General features: G+C 42.3%; 21 protein-coding genes. All 21 read left to right on the top strand.

The window, feature by feature from the left end; translation table 11 throughout:
• Nucleotides 1-113: 113 nt before the first annotated feature.
• The 21 genes from I872_RS08380 to trhO all read left to right on the top strand — a co-directional run bounded on the left by I872_RS08380 (nt 114) and on the right by trhO (nt 18,779).
• Nucleotides 114-2,126, top strand: a complete 2,013-nt coding sequence (locus I872_RS08380) for a sucrose-specific PTS transporter subunit IIBC (RefSeq protein WP_015605676.1) — start codon at nt 114-116, stop codon at nt 2,124-2,126.
• Between the two features lie 311 nt (nt 2,127-2,437).
• Nucleotides 2,438-3,337, top strand: a complete 900-nt coding sequence (gene scrK, locus I872_RS08375) for a fructokinase ScrK (RefSeq protein WP_015605675.1) — start codon at nt 2,438-2,440, stop codon at nt 3,335-3,337.
• Nucleotides 3,338-3,417: 80 nt separating this feature from the next.
• A complete protein-coding gene (locus I872_RS08370) occupies nt 3,418-3,828 on the top strand; it encodes a peptide deformylase (RefSeq protein WP_015605674.1) in 411 nt (136 codons plus the stop codon).
• Between the two features lie 29 nt (nt 3,829-3,857).
• A complete protein-coding gene (locus I872_RS08365; RefSeq protein WP_015605673.1) occupies nt 3,858-4,418 on the top strand; it encodes a hypothetical protein in 561 nt (186 codons plus the stop codon).
• A gap of 151 nt (nt 4,419-4,569) precedes the next feature.
• On the top strand, nt 4,570-5,664 hold the full coding sequence (locus I872_RS08360; RefSeq protein WP_172456454.1) for a DUF4352 domain-containing protein: 1,095 nt from the start codon (nt 4,570-4,572) through the stop codon (nt 5,662-5,664).
• A 105-nt stretch (nt 5,665-5,769) separates the two neighbouring features.
• A complete protein-coding gene (locus tag I872_RS08355) occupies nt 5,770-6,906 on the top strand; it encodes an amidohydrolase (RefSeq protein ID WP_015605671.1) in 1,137 nt (378 codons plus the stop codon).
• A gap of 204 nt (nt 6,907-7,110) precedes the next feature.
• Nucleotides 7,111-7,944 (top strand): transporter substrate-binding domain-containing protein, encoded by an 834-nt coding sequence (locus tag I872_RS08350; protein ID WP_005592302.1) that lies wholly within the window; start codon nt 7,111-7,113, stop codon nt 7,942-7,944.
• Between the two features lie 85 nt (nt 7,945-8,029).
• On the top strand, nt 8,030-8,905 hold the full coding sequence (locus tag I872_RS08345) for a MetQ/NlpA family ABC transporter substrate-binding protein (RefSeq protein WP_015605670.1): 876 nt from the start codon (nt 8,030-8,032) through the stop codon (nt 8,903-8,905).
• Between the two features lie 206 nt (nt 8,906-9,111).
• Nucleotides 9,112-10,488, top strand: coding sequence for a M20/M25/M40 family metallo-hydrolase (locus tag I872_RS08340; RefSeq protein ID WP_015605669.1), 1,377 nt, complete (start codon nt 9,112-9,114; stop codon nt 10,486-10,488).
• Nucleotides 10,478-11,542 carry a methionine ABC transporter ATP-binding protein gene (locus I872_RS08335; RefSeq protein WP_015605668.1) on the top strand — a complete coding sequence of 355 codons (1,065 nt, stop codon included), beginning with the start codon at nt 10,478-10,480 and terminating at the stop codon, nt 11,540-11,542. Before I872_RS08340 ends, I872_RS08335 begins: the two co-directional genes overlap by 11 nt.
• A 1-nt stretch (nt 11,543) precedes the next feature.
• The gene (locus tag I872_RS08330; RefSeq protein WP_015605667.1) at nt 11,544-12,236 is read left to right on the top strand and encodes a methionine ABC transporter permease; all 693 of its coding nucleotides are present in this window, start codon (nt 11,544-11,546) and stop codon (nt 12,234-12,236) included.
• Between the two features lie 478 nt (nt 12,237-12,714).
• On the top strand, nt 12,715-13,308 hold the full coding sequence (locus tag I872_RS08325; protein ID WP_041826833.1) for an MptD family putative ECF transporter S component: 594 nt from the start codon (nt 12,715-12,717) through the stop codon (nt 13,306-13,308).
• 222 nt (nt 13,309-13,530) lie between these two features.
• A complete protein-coding gene (locus tag I872_RS08320; RefSeq protein ID WP_015605665.1) occupies nt 13,531-14,376 on the top strand; it encodes an SAM hydrolase/SAM-dependent halogenase family protein in 846 nt (281 codons plus the stop codon).
• Between the two features lie 11 nt (nt 14,377-14,387).
• Nucleotides 14,388-14,930: an ECF-type riboflavin transporter substrate-binding protein gene (locus I872_RS08315; RefSeq protein ID WP_015605664.1), complete on the top strand. Its 543-nt coding sequence runs from the start codon at nt 14,388-14,390 to the stop codon at nt 14,928-14,930.
• Nucleotides 14,931-15,064: 134 nt separating this feature from the next.
• The gene (locus I872_RS08310) at nt 15,065-15,265 is read left to right on the top strand and encodes a hypothetical protein (RefSeq protein ID WP_041826832.1); all 201 of its coding nucleotides are present in this window, start codon (nt 15,065-15,067) and stop codon (nt 15,263-15,265) included.
• Complete coding sequence (locus tag I872_RS08305) at nt 15,249-15,446, top strand: helix-turn-helix transcriptional regulator (protein WP_015605663.1); 198 nt, start codon at nt 15,249-15,251, stop codon at nt 15,444-15,446. The genes I872_RS08310 and I872_RS08305 overlap by 17 nt, the downstream gene beginning before the upstream one ends.
• A gap of 19 nt (nt 15,447-15,465) precedes the next feature.
• Complete coding sequence (locus I872_RS08300; protein WP_015605662.1) at nt 15,466-15,960, top strand: DUF6773 family protein; 495 nt, start codon at nt 15,466-15,468, stop codon at nt 15,958-15,960.
• Between the two features lie 44 nt (nt 15,961-16,004).
• A complete protein-coding gene (locus I872_RS08295; RefSeq protein ID WP_015605661.1) occupies nt 16,005-16,481 on the top strand; it encodes a DUF6773 family protein in 477 nt (158 codons plus the stop codon).
• Nucleotides 16,478-17,155, top strand: a complete 678-nt coding sequence (locus tag I872_RS08290) for a CPBP family intramembrane glutamic endopeptidase (protein ID WP_015605660.1) — start codon at nt 16,478-16,480, stop codon at nt 17,153-17,155. Before I872_RS08295 ends, I872_RS08290 begins: the two co-directional genes overlap by 4 nt.
• 9 nt (nt 17,156-17,164) lie before the next feature.
• Nucleotides 17,165-17,656: a DUF6773 family protein gene (locus I872_RS08285; RefSeq protein WP_015605659.1), complete on the top strand. Its 492-nt coding sequence runs from the start codon at nt 17,165-17,167 to the stop codon at nt 17,654-17,656.
• A gap of 136 nt (nt 17,657-17,792) precedes the next feature.
• Nucleotides 17,793-18,779, top strand: a complete 987-nt coding sequence (gene trhO, locus I872_RS08280; RefSeq protein ID WP_015605658.1) for an oxygen-dependent tRNA uridine(34) hydroxylase TrhO — start codon at nt 17,793-17,795, stop codon at nt 18,777-18,779.
• Nucleotides 18,780-18,794: the final 15 nt, after the last annotated feature.

The following is an 18,794-nucleotide window of genomic DNA, read 5'->3' as shown; positions in this document are numbered from 1 at the left end:
CAAAATTTCTGCAAAACGCTTGACATATTTTTGAATCATGGTAAAATAATATTCGTAAAGGTGATAAAATCGCTTTCAAAAAGTTAAAAATATCTATAAGGAGATTTTTGCAAATGACTAATACTGAAATTGCAAAAAAGGTCATCGAAGCTCTTGGCGGACGTGAGAATGTCAACAGTGTAGCCCACTGTGCGACTCGCTTGCGCGTGATGGTTAAAGATGAAGGTAAAATCGACAAAAATACTGTCGAGAACCTAGAAAAAGTTCAGGGAGCTTTCTTTAACTCAGGTCAATATCAAATCATTTTTGGTACTGGTACGGTTAATAAGATTTATGACGAGGTTGTAGCACTTGGTTTACCAACTTCATCAAAAGATGACATGAAAGCTGAAGCTGCTAAGCAAGGGAACTGGTTCCAACGTGCCATCCGTACTTTCGGTGACGTATTTGTACCAATTCTTCCAGCTATTGTTGCGACAGGTCTTTTCATGGGAGTTCGCGGAGCAATTGCTCAGGATCAAGTTTTATCTTTATTTGGTACCACAGCGGATGCTTTCAAATCGACTGACTTCTACACTTATACAGTAGTATTAACTGATACAGCCTTCGCTTTCTTCCCAGCTTTGATTTGCTGGTCAGCTTTTAGAGTCTTTGGCGGGAACCCAATCATTGGTTTGGTTCTTGGTCTAATGATGGTTAACTCAGCACTTCCAAATGCTTGGGATGTAGCTGGTCAGGCTACTAAATTTGCTGTTGATCCTTCTAAGGATATTTTAGACAAAATTGCTAATATGGATGTTCTTGGAAGTTTGAAATTCACTAGCGAAGTTACAGCAACAAAAGCTCATCCAATTTACTTCTTTGGTTTTATTCCAGTAGTTGGCTACCAAAACTCTGTGCTTCCTGCCTTCTTTGTAGGTTTGTTTGGTGCGAAATTTGAAAAATGGCTACACAAGAAAATTCCAGATGTCTTGGACCTTCTTCTTGTTCCATTCCTTACTTTCCTTGTAATGTCTATTTTGGGACTCTTTGTGATTGGTCCAGTCTTCCACATTGTTGAGTCATATGTTTTGAATGGTACAGAGTTCCTTCTTAGCCTTCCGTTTGGTCTTGCTGGTTTGATTATCGGTGCAGTTCATCAACTGATTGTCGTAACTGGTGTTCATCACATCTTCAACTTACTGGAATCTCAATTGGTATCTCAAACTGGGAAAGATCCATTTAATGCGATTATCACTGCTGCTATGACAGCTCAAGCTGGTGCGACTTTGGCTGTAGCTGTGAAGACAAAATCTAAAAAACTCAAGGCTCTTGCATTCCCAGCAGCACTTTCTGCAGGATTGGGTATTACTGAGCCAGCTATCTTCGGTGTTAACTTGCGCTTTGTTAAACCGTTTGTAATTGGACTGGGTGCTGGTGCTGTTGGTGGTTGGTTAGCTTCTATTATGGGGCTTGCAGGTACAAGTTTCGGTATCACAATTATTCCAGGTACACTCCTTTACCTGAATGGTCAATTGATGCAATATATCTTTATGGTCGTTCTGACAACTGGTTTGAGTTTTGCTCTGACTTATATGTTCGGATATAAAGACGAAGAAACTGCTGAAGAAAAAGCTGAAACTGAAAAATTAGTCGAAGAAGAAACAACTGGCAATGTTCCAGCAGCTCTTCAAGATGAAACTATTGTTGCTCCTATCGTTGGTCAGGCTGTGGCTTTGGCTGATGTCAATGACCCTGTCTTTGCAAGTGGTGCGATGGGACAAGGGATTGCGATCAAGCCAACTGAAGGTGTTGTTTACGCCCCAGCTGATGCAGAAGTGACGATCGCTTTTGCGACAGGCCATGCCTATGGTTTGAAGACAGCTAATGGTGCTGAAATCCTTATCCACGTTGGTATTGACACAGTGTCTATGAATGGCGAAGGCTTTGATCAAAAAGTTTCTCAAGGCTCTAAAGTAAAGGCTGGTGATATTATTGGAACTTTTGATTCAGCTAAAATCGCAGCAGCTGGTCTGGATGATACAACCATGATCATCGTGACCAATACACCTGACTACGCTTCTGTAACGCCAGTTGCGACAGGTGCAGTAGCCAAAGGCGATGCGATTATTGAAGTGAAAGCTTAATCATAGCTAGAGAAAGTCAACAAAGGAAAGAGGCTGGGACAAAAGTCCTAGCCTCTCAATTGTCTTTGGATTGTCGAGCAAGACGCAGTGGTTGAGTGGGCTCTACTAGGCTGGTTTCATCAGCTTTTAGAGCACTACTCAACTGTGCGGAGGTGGGACGACGAAATCGAATTCTAACGAATTACCGATTTCTGTCCCACTCTCTTTTTACTTGAGTGCTAAGATTTACAGAGGAAAATCTAAAATATAGAGCCATTTCCAATATGGAAATATGCTATAATGGAATACAAAGAATACAAGAGGTGTTTGAAATGACAAAATTGTACGGAAGTTTAGAAGCTGGTGGAACGAAATTTATCTGTGCTGTGGGCGATGAAAATTTTAATGTTGTAGAAAAGACACAATTTCCTACGACTACACCGATTGAGACACTGGATAAAACGATTGAGTTCTTCTCTCGTTTTGACAATCTAGCTGGTCTGGCAGTCGGCTCTTTCGGTCCTATTGATATTGATCCTAATTCAAAAACATATGGCTACATCACAACAACTCCAAAACCACATTGGGCAAATGTGGACATTGTGGGAGCGCTTCGTCGTGCTTTGAATGTGCCTATTTACTTTACGACAGATGTCAACAGCTCTGCCTATGGTGAAGTTGTAGCTCGCAATAATGCTGGCGGCCGCATTGAAAATCTAGTTTATTATACGATTGGAACGGGGATTGGCGCTGGTGCTATTCAACGTGGTGAATTTGTCGGGGGGACAGGCCACCCAGAAATGGGTCACTACTATGTAGCTAAGCACCCGATGGATGAGGAAAAAGGCTTTAATGGCGTTTGTCCTTTCCACAAGGGTTGTTTGGAAGGTTTAGCGGCTGGTCCTAGCTTAGAGGCGCGGACAGGTGTACGGGGTGAAAATATTGAGCTCAATAGTACTGTCTGGGATATTCAGGCTTATTATATTGCGCAGGCAGCTATTCAAGCGACAGTGACTTTCCGTCCAGATGTCATTGTCTTTGGTGGTGGTGTGATGGCGCAGCAGCACATGTTGGACCGTGTTCGTGAGAAATTCACTGTCCTACTCAATGGTTACCTGCCAGTGCCAAATGTGCGTGACTACATTGTCACACCGGCTGTCGCAGGAAATGGTTCAGCCACACTAGGAAATTTTGTCCTCGCAAAAGATATTAGCGAACGCTATGCAAAATAAGTAAATAAGGCGTTGAGAGTGTTCAAATAAACTAAGGAGGCTGAGATAGGGAATCCAACCTCTTCCATTTGAGGTGAAAGATGCAAAAAGCAATTGTGAAAGATCCCTTCTTTTTACAGCAAAAATCAGTTCCTGCCACGAAAGATGATCTATTCTTGGCTCAGGATTTGCAGGATACCTTGTTGGCCCATAGAGAGTCTTGTGTCGGCCTTGCTGCGAATATGATTGGTTCCCAAAAGCGGGTGATTATTTTTATGTATGGCATGCTGCCCATGGTCATGTTTAATCCAGTTCTCATTCAGAAGTCTGGCCCTTATGAAACGGAAGAAGGCTGTCTGTCCTTGACAGGCAGTCGGTCAACCATTCGCTATCAGAAAATCACGGTCGAATATCTGGATCAGAACTGGCTGAAGAAGACTATCACTTTAGAGGATTTTCCAGCGCAAATCTGCCAGCATGAATTGGATCATTTGGAAGGAGTTCTCATATAGGAAATGTATCTGGAAAGGATAGGAATAGAATGAAAGTATACAAGCGCGATGGAGCAAGATTTTATGTCATAGGCTTTCTCTTACTCTTTGGTATCTTTTTTATCAGGTCTTCTGTATCTATGAATGATGCCTCTCCTGAGTCAACAAGTCAAAATAGTAGCAATCAACTGGTTCATAGGGCTTCTATCAACGAAGAAGACCAAATAAGGAGGCAGATTACTGAAGAAAGCAACAATATGCTCAATCCAGTCTATTGGGTAATGGGCATAGACGCTATTTTTATGATCGTTCTAGGCTATATTTCGAATCATAAACCACCGATTTTAGAGATGGATGAGATGGGAATAAGGCTGAGAGGCTTATCTGCTAAAAGAGAGAAGTACTTCTTGTGGCAGGAGATTGAGCAAATTGAATACGATATCTATCGATCTACGTCAGAACCGGACAGTCGAACTTTATATTTCTATCCTAAAAATCAAGAGGAGAGTGCTGTCTCTTTGAACTTGGCTGATGTGAAAAATGCTAGCTTCAATGAACTTCATCAAGAAATTTCCCAACTTGCTCCGCATATCAAGTGGCTCTTTCCATAGAAATATTATGATAGAGTAGAGATTTGATCTGCTTGGTCATTCGAGCGATTGCAATGTTGCATTTATATATAGACAATCTCAACCGCTATTTACCAGTTTAGCCAAGTATGATAAAATAGAAAAGTCACAGTATTAAGAAATTAAGGAGACAATGATGAAAAAAGTATTTAAATACACAGCTTTGCTTGTGGCAGGTCTGAGTTTAACAGCCTGTGCCTTGCTTCCAAGTCCAAATAAAAAACATTCTGGTAAGCCAAGTCAGGAGAAGACTGTCAAAAAATCAGCCAGCAATGGGCAGGTTGATATCCAGATTAAAGAAGGTCAGTTTATTATGCCAAGCAACGGATCAGCTGATGCAAAATACTTGGCCTTGTCTTTGGAAATTAAAAATAAAACGAATGATAAAATCATGATTTCCTCCTCAGATATTGCTTTTTATGATTCAGAAGGCGAAAAAATCCAGCCAGTCGGAGTCTATGATGATAAAGAAAACTTCAAAACACTGAGCTATGAAGATTTAGCGGAAGGAAAAACTCTTTCTGGTAATCTGGTCTTTAAGGTTGAAGATGGCAAGAAATATGAACTTCACTATGAGAAGAAAACCTATAGCTCGGATGAAAAAGCAGAAGCTATCAAACTAAAGGTTGATCCTGCGAAATATCCTAATCACGTTGACGAATCAAAGAAATTAGCTTCTGATTACCTCAATTCTGTTTTCTTGGGAGGAGAAGCAAAGACAAAATCTTCTAAAGACAAAGGCGATTTAGTTTTAGGTGGCGATTTGGAGCAAGATAAAAAAGATTATAGAGCAGCTTTTGCAGCAGATTTCACACGTAAATTGCATGATTATCCCTTTAGTGATGATGAAATCAATGCTTTCATTGATGCCTATGTGAAAAGTAATGCTAAACGCTCAGAAATTGATTATACAGTAGCCCAGTACATGCCAAATTCAATCGTTATCAAGATCAAACCGAGAACGGTCAGTCTAAATAAAACTATGTATACCTACCGTCAAGATTTTTATGATAAGCATCGTTCTGAATATGGAAGTCTGAGTGATCTCTATAAAGCTACCGATAAGAGCTATGCCAATGACATGATGGCTGGAATGGACTCACGTCCTCTCCTTACGCCAGAGCGAGATTATCAGTTGAAATTTGTCAAAACAGATGGTAAATGGGTTCTAGAACGTGATTATTCTTATGAATCCATCGTCAGAGCTTTTGAAGGCGATATATCCTAATAGCAAGATGAGAGGGCGGATGCTTCATTCTGCTCTCTATTTTTGTTTCCTAGTCTAGCTTTGTGCTATACTGGAGGATAGATATGTAGAGTGAAGGAGCCTGCTATGAAACAATTCTATGATAAATTAGTAAAAACGCGTCACTATCTTCATCAGCATCCAGAGTTGTCTGGCCAAGAATATGAAACGACAGCCTTTCTAAGCCGCTATTTGCAAGACTTAGGAATTAAAATTTTGGACTCTGGCTTAGAGACGGGCTTGATTGCCGAAATTGGTCAAGGAAAGCCCGTGATCGCCTTGAGGGCAGATATTGATGCCCTGCCCATTTTAGAGCAGACAGGTCTGCCTTACGCTAGCCAAAATCCTAGTGTCATGCATGCCTGCGGTCATGATTTTCATCAAGCCAGTCTCTTGGGAGCAGCGGAGTTGCTCAAGGCTATGGAAGAAGATTTACAGGGAACCATTCGCCTGATTTTTCAGCCAGCCGAGGAAACCTCTCAGGGAGCCAGTCAAGTTCTGGCTACGGGTTTGCTGGATGATGTGGTTGCGATTATCGGTTTTCACAATATGCCCCAGTTAAAAGCTGGGCAAATAGCCTTGAAGGCGGGAGCCATGATGGCAGGTGTGGAAAAGTTTAAGGTGACTGTTGAGGGAGTCAGCAGCCATGCGGCTCGACCAGATTTAGGAGTGGATACGGTGCTGACTCTGACCAGCATGATTCAAAATCTCCAAGCTCTGATTTCTCGGACTGTCTCGCCCTTTGAGCCAGTTGTTTTGTCTGTGACACACATTGAAGCTGGGGCGACTTGGAATGTTCTGCCGCAAAATGGCTTTTTTGAAGGCACGATTCGTTGTTTTAACCCTGATTTGCAAAAGCGTTTGAAGGCGGATTTTATCCGTATTGTGGAGCATACGGCGGAGAATTTCGGTGCTAAGGTCACTATTATCTGGGATCAGACTCCGCCAGTGACCTATAATGATCCAGAATTGGCCGAGCTTATTTTTGAAAACTCCCAGAACATCGGGGAGCTACTGCCTGCCCAGCCATCTTCAGCTGGCGAAGACTTTGCCTTTTATCAAGAAAGAATCCCTGGTGTCTTTGCTTTTATCGGCTCAAATGGTGCAGCAGATGCGCCTGACCTGCACCATGATAGCATGACGATTGACGATGCAGCCTTTCAGGTCTCTGTGCCTTACTATGTCGAAAACGCCCTCTTTCTCCTCAAGCACTATAAGAAATAACTATAGTCTTTCATAGAAAATAAGAACTAGGCAAGCTCTTCTTCTTTTGTTATCATAGAAAAACAAGATTTCGATATTTTCAAATAGTTTGAATAATCGAATCAGTGATAAAGAAAATCTATCACCTTGATAAAAAATATATAATGGTCAGGATTTTCGACTTTTGGTATGATAGAAACATGCTCTTTAGGAGGAGATAGAGATATGAATATTAAAAAGATATTGAAATACACTGCCACTGCTGTGGTAGGAAGTCTTGCAGTTGGGCTGCTTGTAGCCTGCTCGTCTTCTGCAAGTAAAGATAGTGCTACAAAGAAAAAGACGATTGAAGTCGGAACGGTTGGAACAACTAAGCCTTTCTCTTATGAAGATAAGGATGGAAAACTAACTGGTTACGAAATTGAAGTGCTTCGTGAAATCTTCAAAGGTTCAGATAAGTACGAAGTCAACTTCAACAAGACCAAATGGGCTTCTGTTTTCTCTGGCTTGGACAGTGACCGCTACCAAATCGGTGCCAATAACATCAGTTATTCAGAAGACCGTGCTGGTAAATACCTCTATACCAACCCTTACGCTAAAAACCCAACCGTCTTGGTGGTTCGTAAAGGAGTGAATATCAAGTCGCTGGACGATATCGGAGGCAAGTCCACTGAGGTTGTTCAAGGTACTTCAACAGCCAAACAACTGGAAAAGTACAATGAAGAGCACAGTTCAAATCCAACAACCATCAACTACACAGATGGTACAATCCAACAAATCTTGGCTAATTTGAATGATGGTCGTTCAGACTACAAGATCTTTGAGCGTATCACAGTAGATACTATCATCAAAGACCAAGGTTTAGATAATGTCGAAGTGATTGAACTTCCAAGTGACCAACAACCGTATGTCTATCCAATCCTTGCTTCAGGACAAGAAGAGCTTCAAACCTTCATGAACAAGCGGATCAAGGAACTCTACGAGGATGGCACACTTGAAAAATTATCAAAAGAATTCTTTGGCGGCACTTACTTGCCAGATGCCAAGGATATCAAGTAAGTTCTGATTTTCCTTGCCCTAAGCAATCGGAAATAACTTACAACCCTTTCACTAGAAAAAATATATTTTATAAGGAGATTATCTCATGAAATTGAAAAAATGGTTTGGTGCAACAGCACTCTTAGCTGTAGCAGCATTTGGTTTGGCAGCTTGCTCATCTTCAACATCTAAAGACGCTAAGTCAGCAGACAGTGCAACAGTCACTGTAAAAGTCGGCGTGATGAACCTCAGCGATACAGAAGAAGCACGTTGGGACAAGGTTCAGGAAATTCTTGACGAGGAAAAAGCAGGCGTTAAATTGGAGTTTACCCAATTTACAGACTACTCTCAGCCTAACCAAGCAGTTCGTGACGGCGATGCGGATATCAATGCCTTCCAGCACTACTACTACCTGAAAAACTGGAATAAAGAAAACAATGCTGATTTGGTGTCTGTAGCAGATACGTATATCGCACCAATCCGTCTTTACTCTGGTACTAAAGATGGCAAAAACAAATATACTGCTGTGAAAGACATTCCAGAAAACGGAAGCATTGCCGTACCAAATGACCCAACAAACGAAAGTCGTGCTTTGAACCTTCTTCAAGCAGCTGGTTTGATCAAGTTGGACGTGGATTCAACGAAGCTTGCGACTGTTGCTAACATCAAAGAAAACAAGAAAAACTTGAAAATTTCTGAATTGGATGCTTCTCAAACAGCAGCTTCTCTTACTTCTGTAGATGCAGCAGTTGTCAACAATACCTTCGTTCGTGAAGCTGGTATTGACTACAAGAACGCTCTTTACAAAGAAAAGACAGATGAAAATTCTAAACTTTGGTACAACTTGATTGCTGCTAAGAAAGATTGGGAAAAATCTGACAAGGCAGATGCCATCAAGAAAATCATCAAGGCTTATCATACTGACGAAGTTAAAAAAGTCATCGAAGAGTCTTCAGATGGTATGGATCAACCAGTTTGGTAAGATTTTATAGAAAATAATTGAAGATAGAAAGGGCGGGGAATGGATTTCTCCAGCCCTTTATCTGCTATTAGTTAGAGTTTTTATCAGCGGAGATGACTTAGCAATATTAAAACGCAGAGTCACAGACTTACACGACAGCAAGTCTTTGTTCTTTTGTGAATCATAGCAGATCATCTTTAAACAGATGCGATTAGTGGGAGTTACACATGCCTTTCTCAACTGAGAGTGAACAAATTAAAAAGTTTGAAAATGATGAGGTGGCCCAACACTATTTTGAGGTGTTACGGACTTTGATTTCTAAAAAGTCTATCTTTGCCCAGCAAATTGGGCTCAAGGAGGTAGCTACCTATCTGGGAGAAATTTTCACTGCCGCAGGTGCTAAAGTGATGATTGATGACAGTTACACGGCTCCCTTTGTATTGGCAGAGTTTCAGTCGGACAATCCTGAGGCCAAGACTATCATTTTCTATCACCACTATGATACGGTGCCGGCCGATAATGACCAGCCTTGGACCAACGATCCCTTTACTCTGTCTGTCCACTACGGTGTTATGTATGGCCGCGGAGTCGATGATGACAAGGGACACATTACGGCGCGTTTGACAGCGGTGCGTAAGTATATCCGAGAGCACGGTTCGCTGCCAGTCAATATCATTTTCATGATGGAGGGAGCAGAGGAGTCGGCTTCAACAGACTTGGATAAATATCTGGCCAAGCATAAGAAACATTTGCGGGGAGCAGATTTGCTGGTCTGGGAGCAGGGCACGCGTAATAATCTAGGCCAGCTTGAAATTTCTGGTGGAAATAAGGGGATTGTCACCTTTGATATGTCTGTTCGTAGTGCGGAAGTCGATATTCATTCTAGCTATGGCGGTGTCATTAATTCAGCTTCTTGGTACTTGATGGATGCTATCTCTAGCCTGCGTAGTGCTGACGGTCGGATTTTGGTGGAGGGTATCTATGAGCAAGTACAGGAGCCCAATGAGCGAGAGCTAGCTTTGATTGCCCAGTACGCTCTGAAGACACCAGAAGAGTTGAAGGAAATTTACGGCCTCCAGCTTCCAGTCTTGAAAGAGGAAAGGCAGGAATTCCTCCGTCGCTTCTATTTTGAGCCAGCCATTAACATTGAAGGCTTCGGTTCGGGCTATCAGGGACAAGGAGTCAAAACCATCCTCCCAGCATATGCATCTGCCAAGATGGAAGTACGCTTGGTACCAGGCTTAGAACCTCATGATGTCTTAGACAAGATTCGCAAGCAACTGGACAAAAATGGCTATGATAAGGTAGAATTAACTTATACATTGGGAGAAATGAGCTATCGTAGTGATATGAGTGCTCCTTCTATCCTGAATGTGATTGAACTGGCCAAGGATTTTTATCCAGAGGGCATATCGGTGCTTCCGACCTCGGCAGGAACAGGCCCCATGCATACAGTCTTTGAGGCTTTAGAAGTTCCGATGGCTGCCTTTGGCTTGGGGAATGCCAACAGTCGGGATCATGGTGGCGATGAAAATGTCAAGATTGCCGATTATTATACCCATATTGAATTAATCAAGGAGTTAATCAGAAGTTATGAGCAATGAAATTATCAAATTAGACCGTATTGATGTCACATTTACACAGAAAAATCGTATCATCAAGGCGGTTGAAGATGTGACCATTCACATCAATCAGGGGGATATTTACGGTATCGTGGGTTATTCTGGTGCTGGAAAGTCAACTTTGGTGCGGGTTATTAACCTCCTGCAGAAGCCATCTGGTGGTCGCATCACTGTGGATGGGACAGTCCTATACGACAAGGGGACAGTCCAGCTGAATGCGGCTCAACTGCGGGAAAAGCGCAAGGACATTGGCATGATTTTCCAGCATTTCAATCTGATGGCCCAGATGACGGCTAAGGAAAATGTCGCATTTGCCTTGAAGCACTCTTCCCTGTCTGCTGCTGAAAAAGAGGACAAGGTTCGCAAACTTTTAGAACTGGTTGGTCTGGAAGATCGAGCGGATAATTATCCTTCTCAACTGTCTGGCGGTCAGAAGCAGCGTGTGGCGATTGCTAGAGCCTTGGCCAATGACCCAAAGATCTTGATTTCAGATGAAGCGACTTCGGCATTGGATCCTAAAACAACCAAGCAAATTTTGGCCTTGCTTCAGGATTTGAATCAAAAGTTGGGGCTGACGATTGTACTCATCACGCACGAAATGCAGATTGTCAAAGATATTGCCAATCGTGTGGCTGTTATGCAGAATGGGAAATTGATTGAGGAAGGTTCGGTCTTGGATATCTTTACCAATCCACAGAACGAATTGACCCAAGACTTTATCACAACGGCAACAGGTATCACTGAAGCGATGGTTAAAATCAATCAACAGAAGATTGTGCAAGATCTGCCAGCGGATTCTGTCTTGGCGCATTTGAAGTATGCTGGTACGGTGACAGATACAGCCATTATCAACGATATCTACAAGCAGTATCAGGTTTCGGCCAATATTTTACATGCCAACATTGAGATTTTAGATCATGTGCCTGTCGGGGAGATGGTGGTTATTTTATCTGGAAATGCAGAAAATCTTGCGGCAACTCAGAGCAATTTGCAAGCTGCTGGCGTAGAATTAAAGGTGCTTAAGGGAGGAATTTAGATTGGTAGACTTGATTAAAACATTTTTGCCCAATGTCTATAAGATGGGCTGGGCTGGTCAGGCTGGCTGGGGAACAGCGATTTATCTGACCCTTTATATGACAATTATTTCCTTCCTGATTGGTGGGATTTTAGGCTTGATAGCTGGACTTTTCCTTGTATTGACAGCACCGGGTGGTATTTTAGAAAACAAAACAGCCTTTTTCATCTTGGATAAGGTCACATCCATCTTTCGGGCGATTCCTTTTATCATCCTCCTGGCTTTAATCAATCCCTTCACACGGATGATTGTGGGTACAGGGATTGGGCCAACAGCGGCTTTAGTACCGCTATCTTTGGCAGTCTTTCCTTTCTTTGCCCGTCAAGTACAGGTGGTTCTATCGGAATTGGATCGCGGTGTGATTGAAGCGGCCCAGGCAGTTGGGGCTAATACATGGGATATCATCGGAGTTTATCTGCGCGAAGGTTTGCCAGACTTGATTCGGGTGACAACGGTGACCCTAATCTCGCTGGTTGGTGAAACAGCCATGGCGGGAGCGATCGGTGCAGGCGGTCTTGGAAACGTAGCAATTGCTTACGGTTATCAACGTTTCAACCAAGACGTGACCGTTTTAGCAACTGTTTTGCTCTTGCTCCTCATTTTCTTTATCCAGTTTTTGGGCGATTTCTTAACCAGAAAAATCAGTCATCGCTAGACAGAGAGTGGGACAGAAATCGGTAATTCGTTAGAATTCGATTTCGTTGTCCCACCTCCGCACAGTTGCGTAGGGCTGTAAAAATTGATGAAATCAACGTAGTAGAGCCCACTCAACCACTTCGTCTTGCTGATAATCCAAAGACAATTGAGGAGGCTGGGACAAAAGTCCCAGCCTCTTTTGTCAGCTATCATCCTTTGAAAAGTCTGAAAATTTAATTTACATTCTATTTTCATAATGCTATAATAAATAAAGATAAGTATGGAAAAATAGCATAATAAATTACTTCTTGCTAGCACTGGATTTTACCCGTGCCGAGGGAAGCAAGCATATCAAGGATGCTAGATCTGCAAACCTTGCTAAAATCTCCTCCTGTAGGAAGGATGGCAAGCCATAAAATGCGTATTTTCACTTATCAAGGATATAGCTATCAATAGTTTTATGAAGTTTTGACTTCAGAATTAGAAAGGAATCGATGATGACATCGTTAACACTGAAAGAGTTGAAATGGACGGGACTCTTTGCTCTACTCTACTTTCTCTGTGTCGGACTAGGAGTATTAGTAGGTCACTTTTTTGACAATGCTGGCAATATGTTCTATGCTCCAGTCTTTGCTGCAGTTTTTGGCGGAAGCGTTTATATGTTGCTGCAAAGCAAGATTAAAAAATTCGGAGCGATTAGCTTACTGGGCGTGGTGATGGGAGGCTTCTTCCTCTTGTCTGGTCATTTTATGATTGCTGGTCTGCCAGGCTTGGTGTTCGGTCTCTTGGCGGACACGATTGCAGGCTTGGGCAAATATGAAAATAAATTCTGGAATCTGCTTTCCTTTGTTTGTTTCTCTTTTGTCAATTCAGGCCCTATTATCCTGATGTGGCTAGCACGTCGGGCTTACATTGATAGCTTGGTGGCGCGTGGCAAGACAGCGGAATATATCAATCGGATTTTGCTGCCGTTGGATTTTCCGACCATCGCTAGTTTTATCGTGATGGTAGTGGCAGGTGCCTTAATCGGTGGCCTGCTGGGTCAATATCTGGTAAAAAAGCGCAGTGCAAAAGCTGGCTCTCAGTCATAAAAAGTCAAGCCAGACGAAAGGTGGGACTTTCCTATCTTAGCTTACTCAGGTAATTGTTCTGACATAAGCTCAATCCAGAAAAAATCACTAGCTTGTATGCTATATCTTTGAGAAATAGACGGTTATAAAAAATTTTATGCCTCCAGCTCTAGCGAAAAGAGCCTAATTTGGTAAGATTAGAGGACTTGGAGAATATCAGGCTCAGGGCCTGGGAGGAATAAGATGAACAACATATTAGTGCTGCAGTCGGACTTCGGTCTGGTAGATGGAGCGGTGTCGGCTATGATTGGAGTGGCTTTGGAGGAATCACCAACGCTGAAAATCCATCATTTGACCCATGATATCACTCCTTACAATATCTTTGAGGGTAGTTATCGTCTCTTTCAAACGGTAGATTATTGGCCAGAGGGAACGACTTTTGTTTCAGTCGTGGATCCGGGAGTGGGTTCCAAGCGGAAAAGCGTGGTTGCTAAGACCAGTAAAAATCAATATATCGTGACACCTGACAATGGTACTCTGTCCTTTATCAAAAAGCATGTCGGTATCGTAGCTATTCGTGAGATTTCAGAAGTGGAAAATCGTCGCAAGAATACCGAGCATTCTTATACCTTCCATGGGCGAGATGTCTATGCCTACACAGGTGCCAAGCTAGCCAGCGGCCATATCAGTTTTGAGGAAGTTGGCCCAGAGCTGAGTGTCGAAGAAATTGTTGAAATCCCTGTTGTGGAAACAAGACTAGCAGATAATTTGGTTAGTGGAGCCATTGATATTTTGGATGTTCGCTTTGGCTCGCTTTGGACTTCGATTACGCGTGAGGAGTTCTGCACCTTAGAGCCCAACTTTGGCGACCGTTTTGAAGTCACTATCTACAACAATGATATGCTGGTCTATCAAAACCAAGTGACCTATGGCAAGTCCTTTGCGGATGTCCGTATCGGTCAGCCGATTTTATACATCAATTCCCTCTATCGGGTGGGCTTGGCTATCAACCAAGGTTCCTTTGCCAAGGCCTACAATGTTGGTGTCGGTGCTCAATGGCATATTGAGATTAAGAGAATTGAAAATTAAGGAAGAAGAAAATGAAAAATAATACAATCAGAAACGTAGTCGCAACAGGAATTGGAGCAGCCCTATTTGTGGTCATCGGAATGATCAATATCCCAACTCCTGTACCCAATACCAGCATCCAGCTCCAATACCCTCTGCAAGCTCTTTTTAGCGTCATCTTTGGACCAATCGTCGGTTTCCTGATGGGCTTCATTGGCCATGCCATTAAAGACGCTATGAGCGGTGGCGGACTTTGGTGGTTCTGGATTGTTGGCAGCGGAGTCTTCGGTCTATTGGTTGGCTTCTTTAGAAAATTCTTCCAAGTGGAAGAAGGAAAATTTGAAGTCAAGGACATTATCCGCTTTAACTTGATTCAGTTTGGAGCAAATGCAATCGCTTGGCTAATCGGCCCGATTGGTGACGTGATTGTGTCTGGTGAGCCGGTCAATAAGGTTATTGCTCAAAGTATTGTAGCAATTCTGGTGAATTCTGTGACAGTAGCAGTCATTGGTACTGTTTTGCTAAGCGCCTATGCCCGTACTCAGACTCGCTCAGGCAGCCTTAAGAAAGATTAATGGAACTAGATATTACAAGATTGGGAAAATCCCAATCTTTTTTTGTACAAAATAAAAAACAAAATGTAATTTATATATTGCATTATTTAAAATATATTGTATAATGGACTTATGAAGATGAAAGGAGCGTAGATATGAATAAAAAAGTGAATGATCTGCTTATACTGCTTATTTGTCTTGTATCAGCCACAATTTTACTAGTTGTGGGCATGATTCGGAAGAATCAAACCTTTATCATACTCGCTTGTGCTGATGTTGCCCTCGGCTGTACTTTCTACACCATAGGCGGGCAAAAAAATGACGATAAGGATGGTGACCATGGCAAAAAATCTTAAGCTCAAGATGGCACGGGTTGAGCATGACATGACCCAAGGTGACTTGGCTGATGCTATTGGTGTGACCCGTCAGACCATAGGCCTGATTGAGGCAGGCAAGTACAATCCCAGCCTTAGTCTATGCTTGGCCATTTGTAAATGCCTCAATAAAACGCTGGATCAGTTGTTTTGGGAAGAATAGTAAGAAAGTGAGTAAGAAAATGAAAGACAAACCACAAAAAGTCTATACAGACGAGCGGACTCTACAACTTGAGCGAAAATTAGGAAATGAAGTTGCTTTTTTCGCGATTATTTTGCTCGTTATTTCTATTTTTGTCAAAATTACTCTTTGGCATGAGCCAGTAGAAGGCTACTTACCAGAAATTCTAGTTATTTTGGGTATGGAAATGTATGCTGGAATTCGTAGCTGGCAATTGGGACTTGATATCAGACGCTACAAGCCATCTATTGGGCGTAAAAGTTTCAGAAGTCGTTTGGCTAACGGGGCTATCTTAGCAATTGTAATCGTGGCTGTTCAGATGTGGAGTGGAAATTCAGCTATTCGACCATTCTTTCGTCATCATCCAATCTTGCAATTTATTTTTATTTTAGCTTTGATGATTGCCTTTTCTAGCATACTTGATCAGTTGGTCAATTATTTTTATCAGAAGAGACAGGTTTTATTGGACCAAGAATTAGAAAATGATGAGAATTAGAATCAGTGAATCTTCAACTTATAAATAAGAAAGTGAGAAAGAAAATGAAGAAGCAGCCTGTTATAAAAGATGAACGAACAGAGAAATTGGACGGCAAAGTTGCGGGAGAACTGGTACTAGGAATGTTCCTCTTCTTAGCTATCTCTGTATTTTTCAAAGCTTATATCCTCCATCTGAGCTTGCTGGCCTATCTTCCAGAAGGTATTCTGCTTACCCTAGTAGGTCTATATGCCTTGCTTCGTCGCTTAAGTCTAGGGATTGATGTTCGTGATATGGTGAGAGAGGAAAAATGGGCAGAGCGTTTTGGCGGTGGCATTGTCTTTGTTCTCATCCTTATAGGTATTGATTTCTTTGGTCAGCGAGAAAATCTGGCTAGCATGTTGAACATTTTGTATCTGCTCAAGCTGGCTCTTGCAATGATACTGTTTATGCTTGGAAGCTTGACGATGGACAAGATCAGTCTTTACCTAAACGGCAAAGGTCAGGCAAAGCTCGATCAGGAATTGGAGGATGAAGAATGACTTGGTGGAAACGATTGATCTGGGGTAGTTGCGCTTTCTTAGCCTTGGGCTTGTATGTTCTTCCTCTGCTATTTCAGCAGCTAGCAATAATTTATCAATTTCCTAAACATTGGACCATTGGTCTTGGGCTTTCGCTGATTTTCCTAGTTTTGCTGGTCTTTATCGTGTTAGCAAAGAAGGCTGGAATCTTATCCCAGTCTGGAAAAATCTTTCAAAAAGGAGACGGGAAGCGAATTGCTCTAGGCCTCTTAGGCATGGTGCTCATATCTGTCCTTGGGACAGTATTACTCCGTTGGCTGCATGGAGAAGTGACAACGGCTAATCAGGCCTCTTTGATGGAGGAGTTCCGAAGGGGAAATACGATGTTGTTGGCCATCATGCTTGGTGTTTTAGCGCCTATCGCAGAAGAAATTATTTTCCGTGGCATCATTCCTCTAAAAATTTTTAAAGGCTATGAAAGCTGGGGCTATATCATAGGCGGACTGCTCTTTGCGATTTTTCATGGCCCAACCAATATTATGTCTTTTGTGATTTATGGTGGTGCCTCTGTGATTTTGACCTTGCTGGCTTGTCGAACTCGGCGCTTGGAAGTCAGTATCGCAGTTCACATGATAAATAACGGACTTCCTGCCATTCTGATGTTGTTAATCCCTATTTTGGGAGTAGAAGTATAGGAGCTTAAAATGAAAATAAAACTTATTAAACGTCAAATCTTAGACGAACGCGAAGAACAACTAGTCAACAAGGCTGGTATGGAGAGTTTCAGTCTCATGCTATGTGGCAGTTTAGCTTTATATATGGGTTCTGTAGCAATGAATGGGGGAGTCGTTCACTACCAGCCCTTCTTACTTTTGATTCTCATCACCAGTTTTTATTTCATGTGTCGCACTCAGTATCTGGGAGCCAATTATTACAATAGTTTCAGTCTGACTATCTGGGGTGTGCTGGCTGCGACAGGCTTTCTGACCCTTTTGATTGCCTGCCAGAATTTTCAGCTCAATCATGCTATTTATCATAACAGTGTTTTTCACCCCATGTTCCTATTTGTTATTTTAATTACTTTTGTCATTCACTTTCCTTTTATGCTGCTGGTTAATATTATCTTGGAGAGTCTAAGCAAGTGGCAGAAAAAGCGCTTTGAGAAGTATTTGGAAGAATTGGAGAAAGAGGGCTAACCTGCTTTTCTGCGTAGAGATTACTGCTCTGCTATTTTCCAAACAAATCTTTTGCCCAGTTTTTCTAATCAGGTTATAATAAATTGATGAATTAAAAATTCAGAAAATTTTATAAAGAAAAGAGAGTTGAAATCTTATGGCAAAAGATATTCGCGTCCTACTTTACTACAAATATGTTCCCATTGAGAATGCTGAGAAATTTGCAGCTGATCATCTGGCCTTCTGTAAATCTATCGGTCTGAAAGGCCGTATCTTGGTAGCAGATGAAGGAATCAACGGAACGGTTTCTGGTGATTATGAAACCACTCAAAAATACATGGATTATGTGCACAGCCTTCCGGGCATGGAAGACCTTTGGTTCAAGATTGACGAAGAAAACGAACAAGCTTTCAAGAAAATGTTTGTTCGCTACAAGAAAGAAATTGTGCACCTGGGCTTGGAAGACAATGATTTTGATAATGACATCAACCCGTTGGAGACGACAGGAGCTTACTTGTCACCAAAAGAGTTCAAAGAAGCCCTTCTTGACGAAGATACCGTTGTCCTTGACACACGTAACGATTATGAGTACGACCTAGGACACTTCCGTGGAGCTATTCGCCCAGACATCCGCAACTTCCGTGAGTTGCCACAATGGGTCCGTGACAACAAGGAAAAATTCATGGACAAGCGTGTAGTGGTTTACTGTACAGGTGGCGTTCGCTGTGAGAAATTCTCAGGCTGGATGGTACGTGAAGGCTACAAGGATGTCGGTCAATTGCACGGAGGAATTGCGACTTACGGCAAGGATCCAGAAGTTCAAGGTGAGCTTTGGGACGGCAAGATGTATGTCTTTGATGAGCGTATCTCGGTTGATATCAACCATGTCGATCCAGTTGTGATTGGGAAAGACTGGTTTGACGGTACTCCTTGCGAGCGCTATGTCAACTGTGGCAATCCAGAGTGTAACCGCCGCATCCTGACTTCAGAAGAAAATGAAGACAAGTACCTCCGTGGCTGCTGTCATGAATGCCGTGTTCACCCTCGCAACCGCTATGTGACTGAAAACGGCTTGAGCCAAGCAGAAGTGATAGAACGTTTGGCTGCGATTGGAGAAAGCTTAGATCAGGTCGCTACAGTATAAAGTAAACAGCCTTCA

This window comes from Streptococcus cristatus AS 1.3089 (genome assembly GCF_000385925.1).
GTDB classification, from domain to species: Bacteria; Bacillota; Bacilli; order Lactobacillales; family Streptococcaceae; genus Streptococcus; species Streptococcus cristatus_B.
Note: the sequence above shows the minus strand (reverse complement) of the source record. Positions and strands in the feature narration are given on the sequence as shown.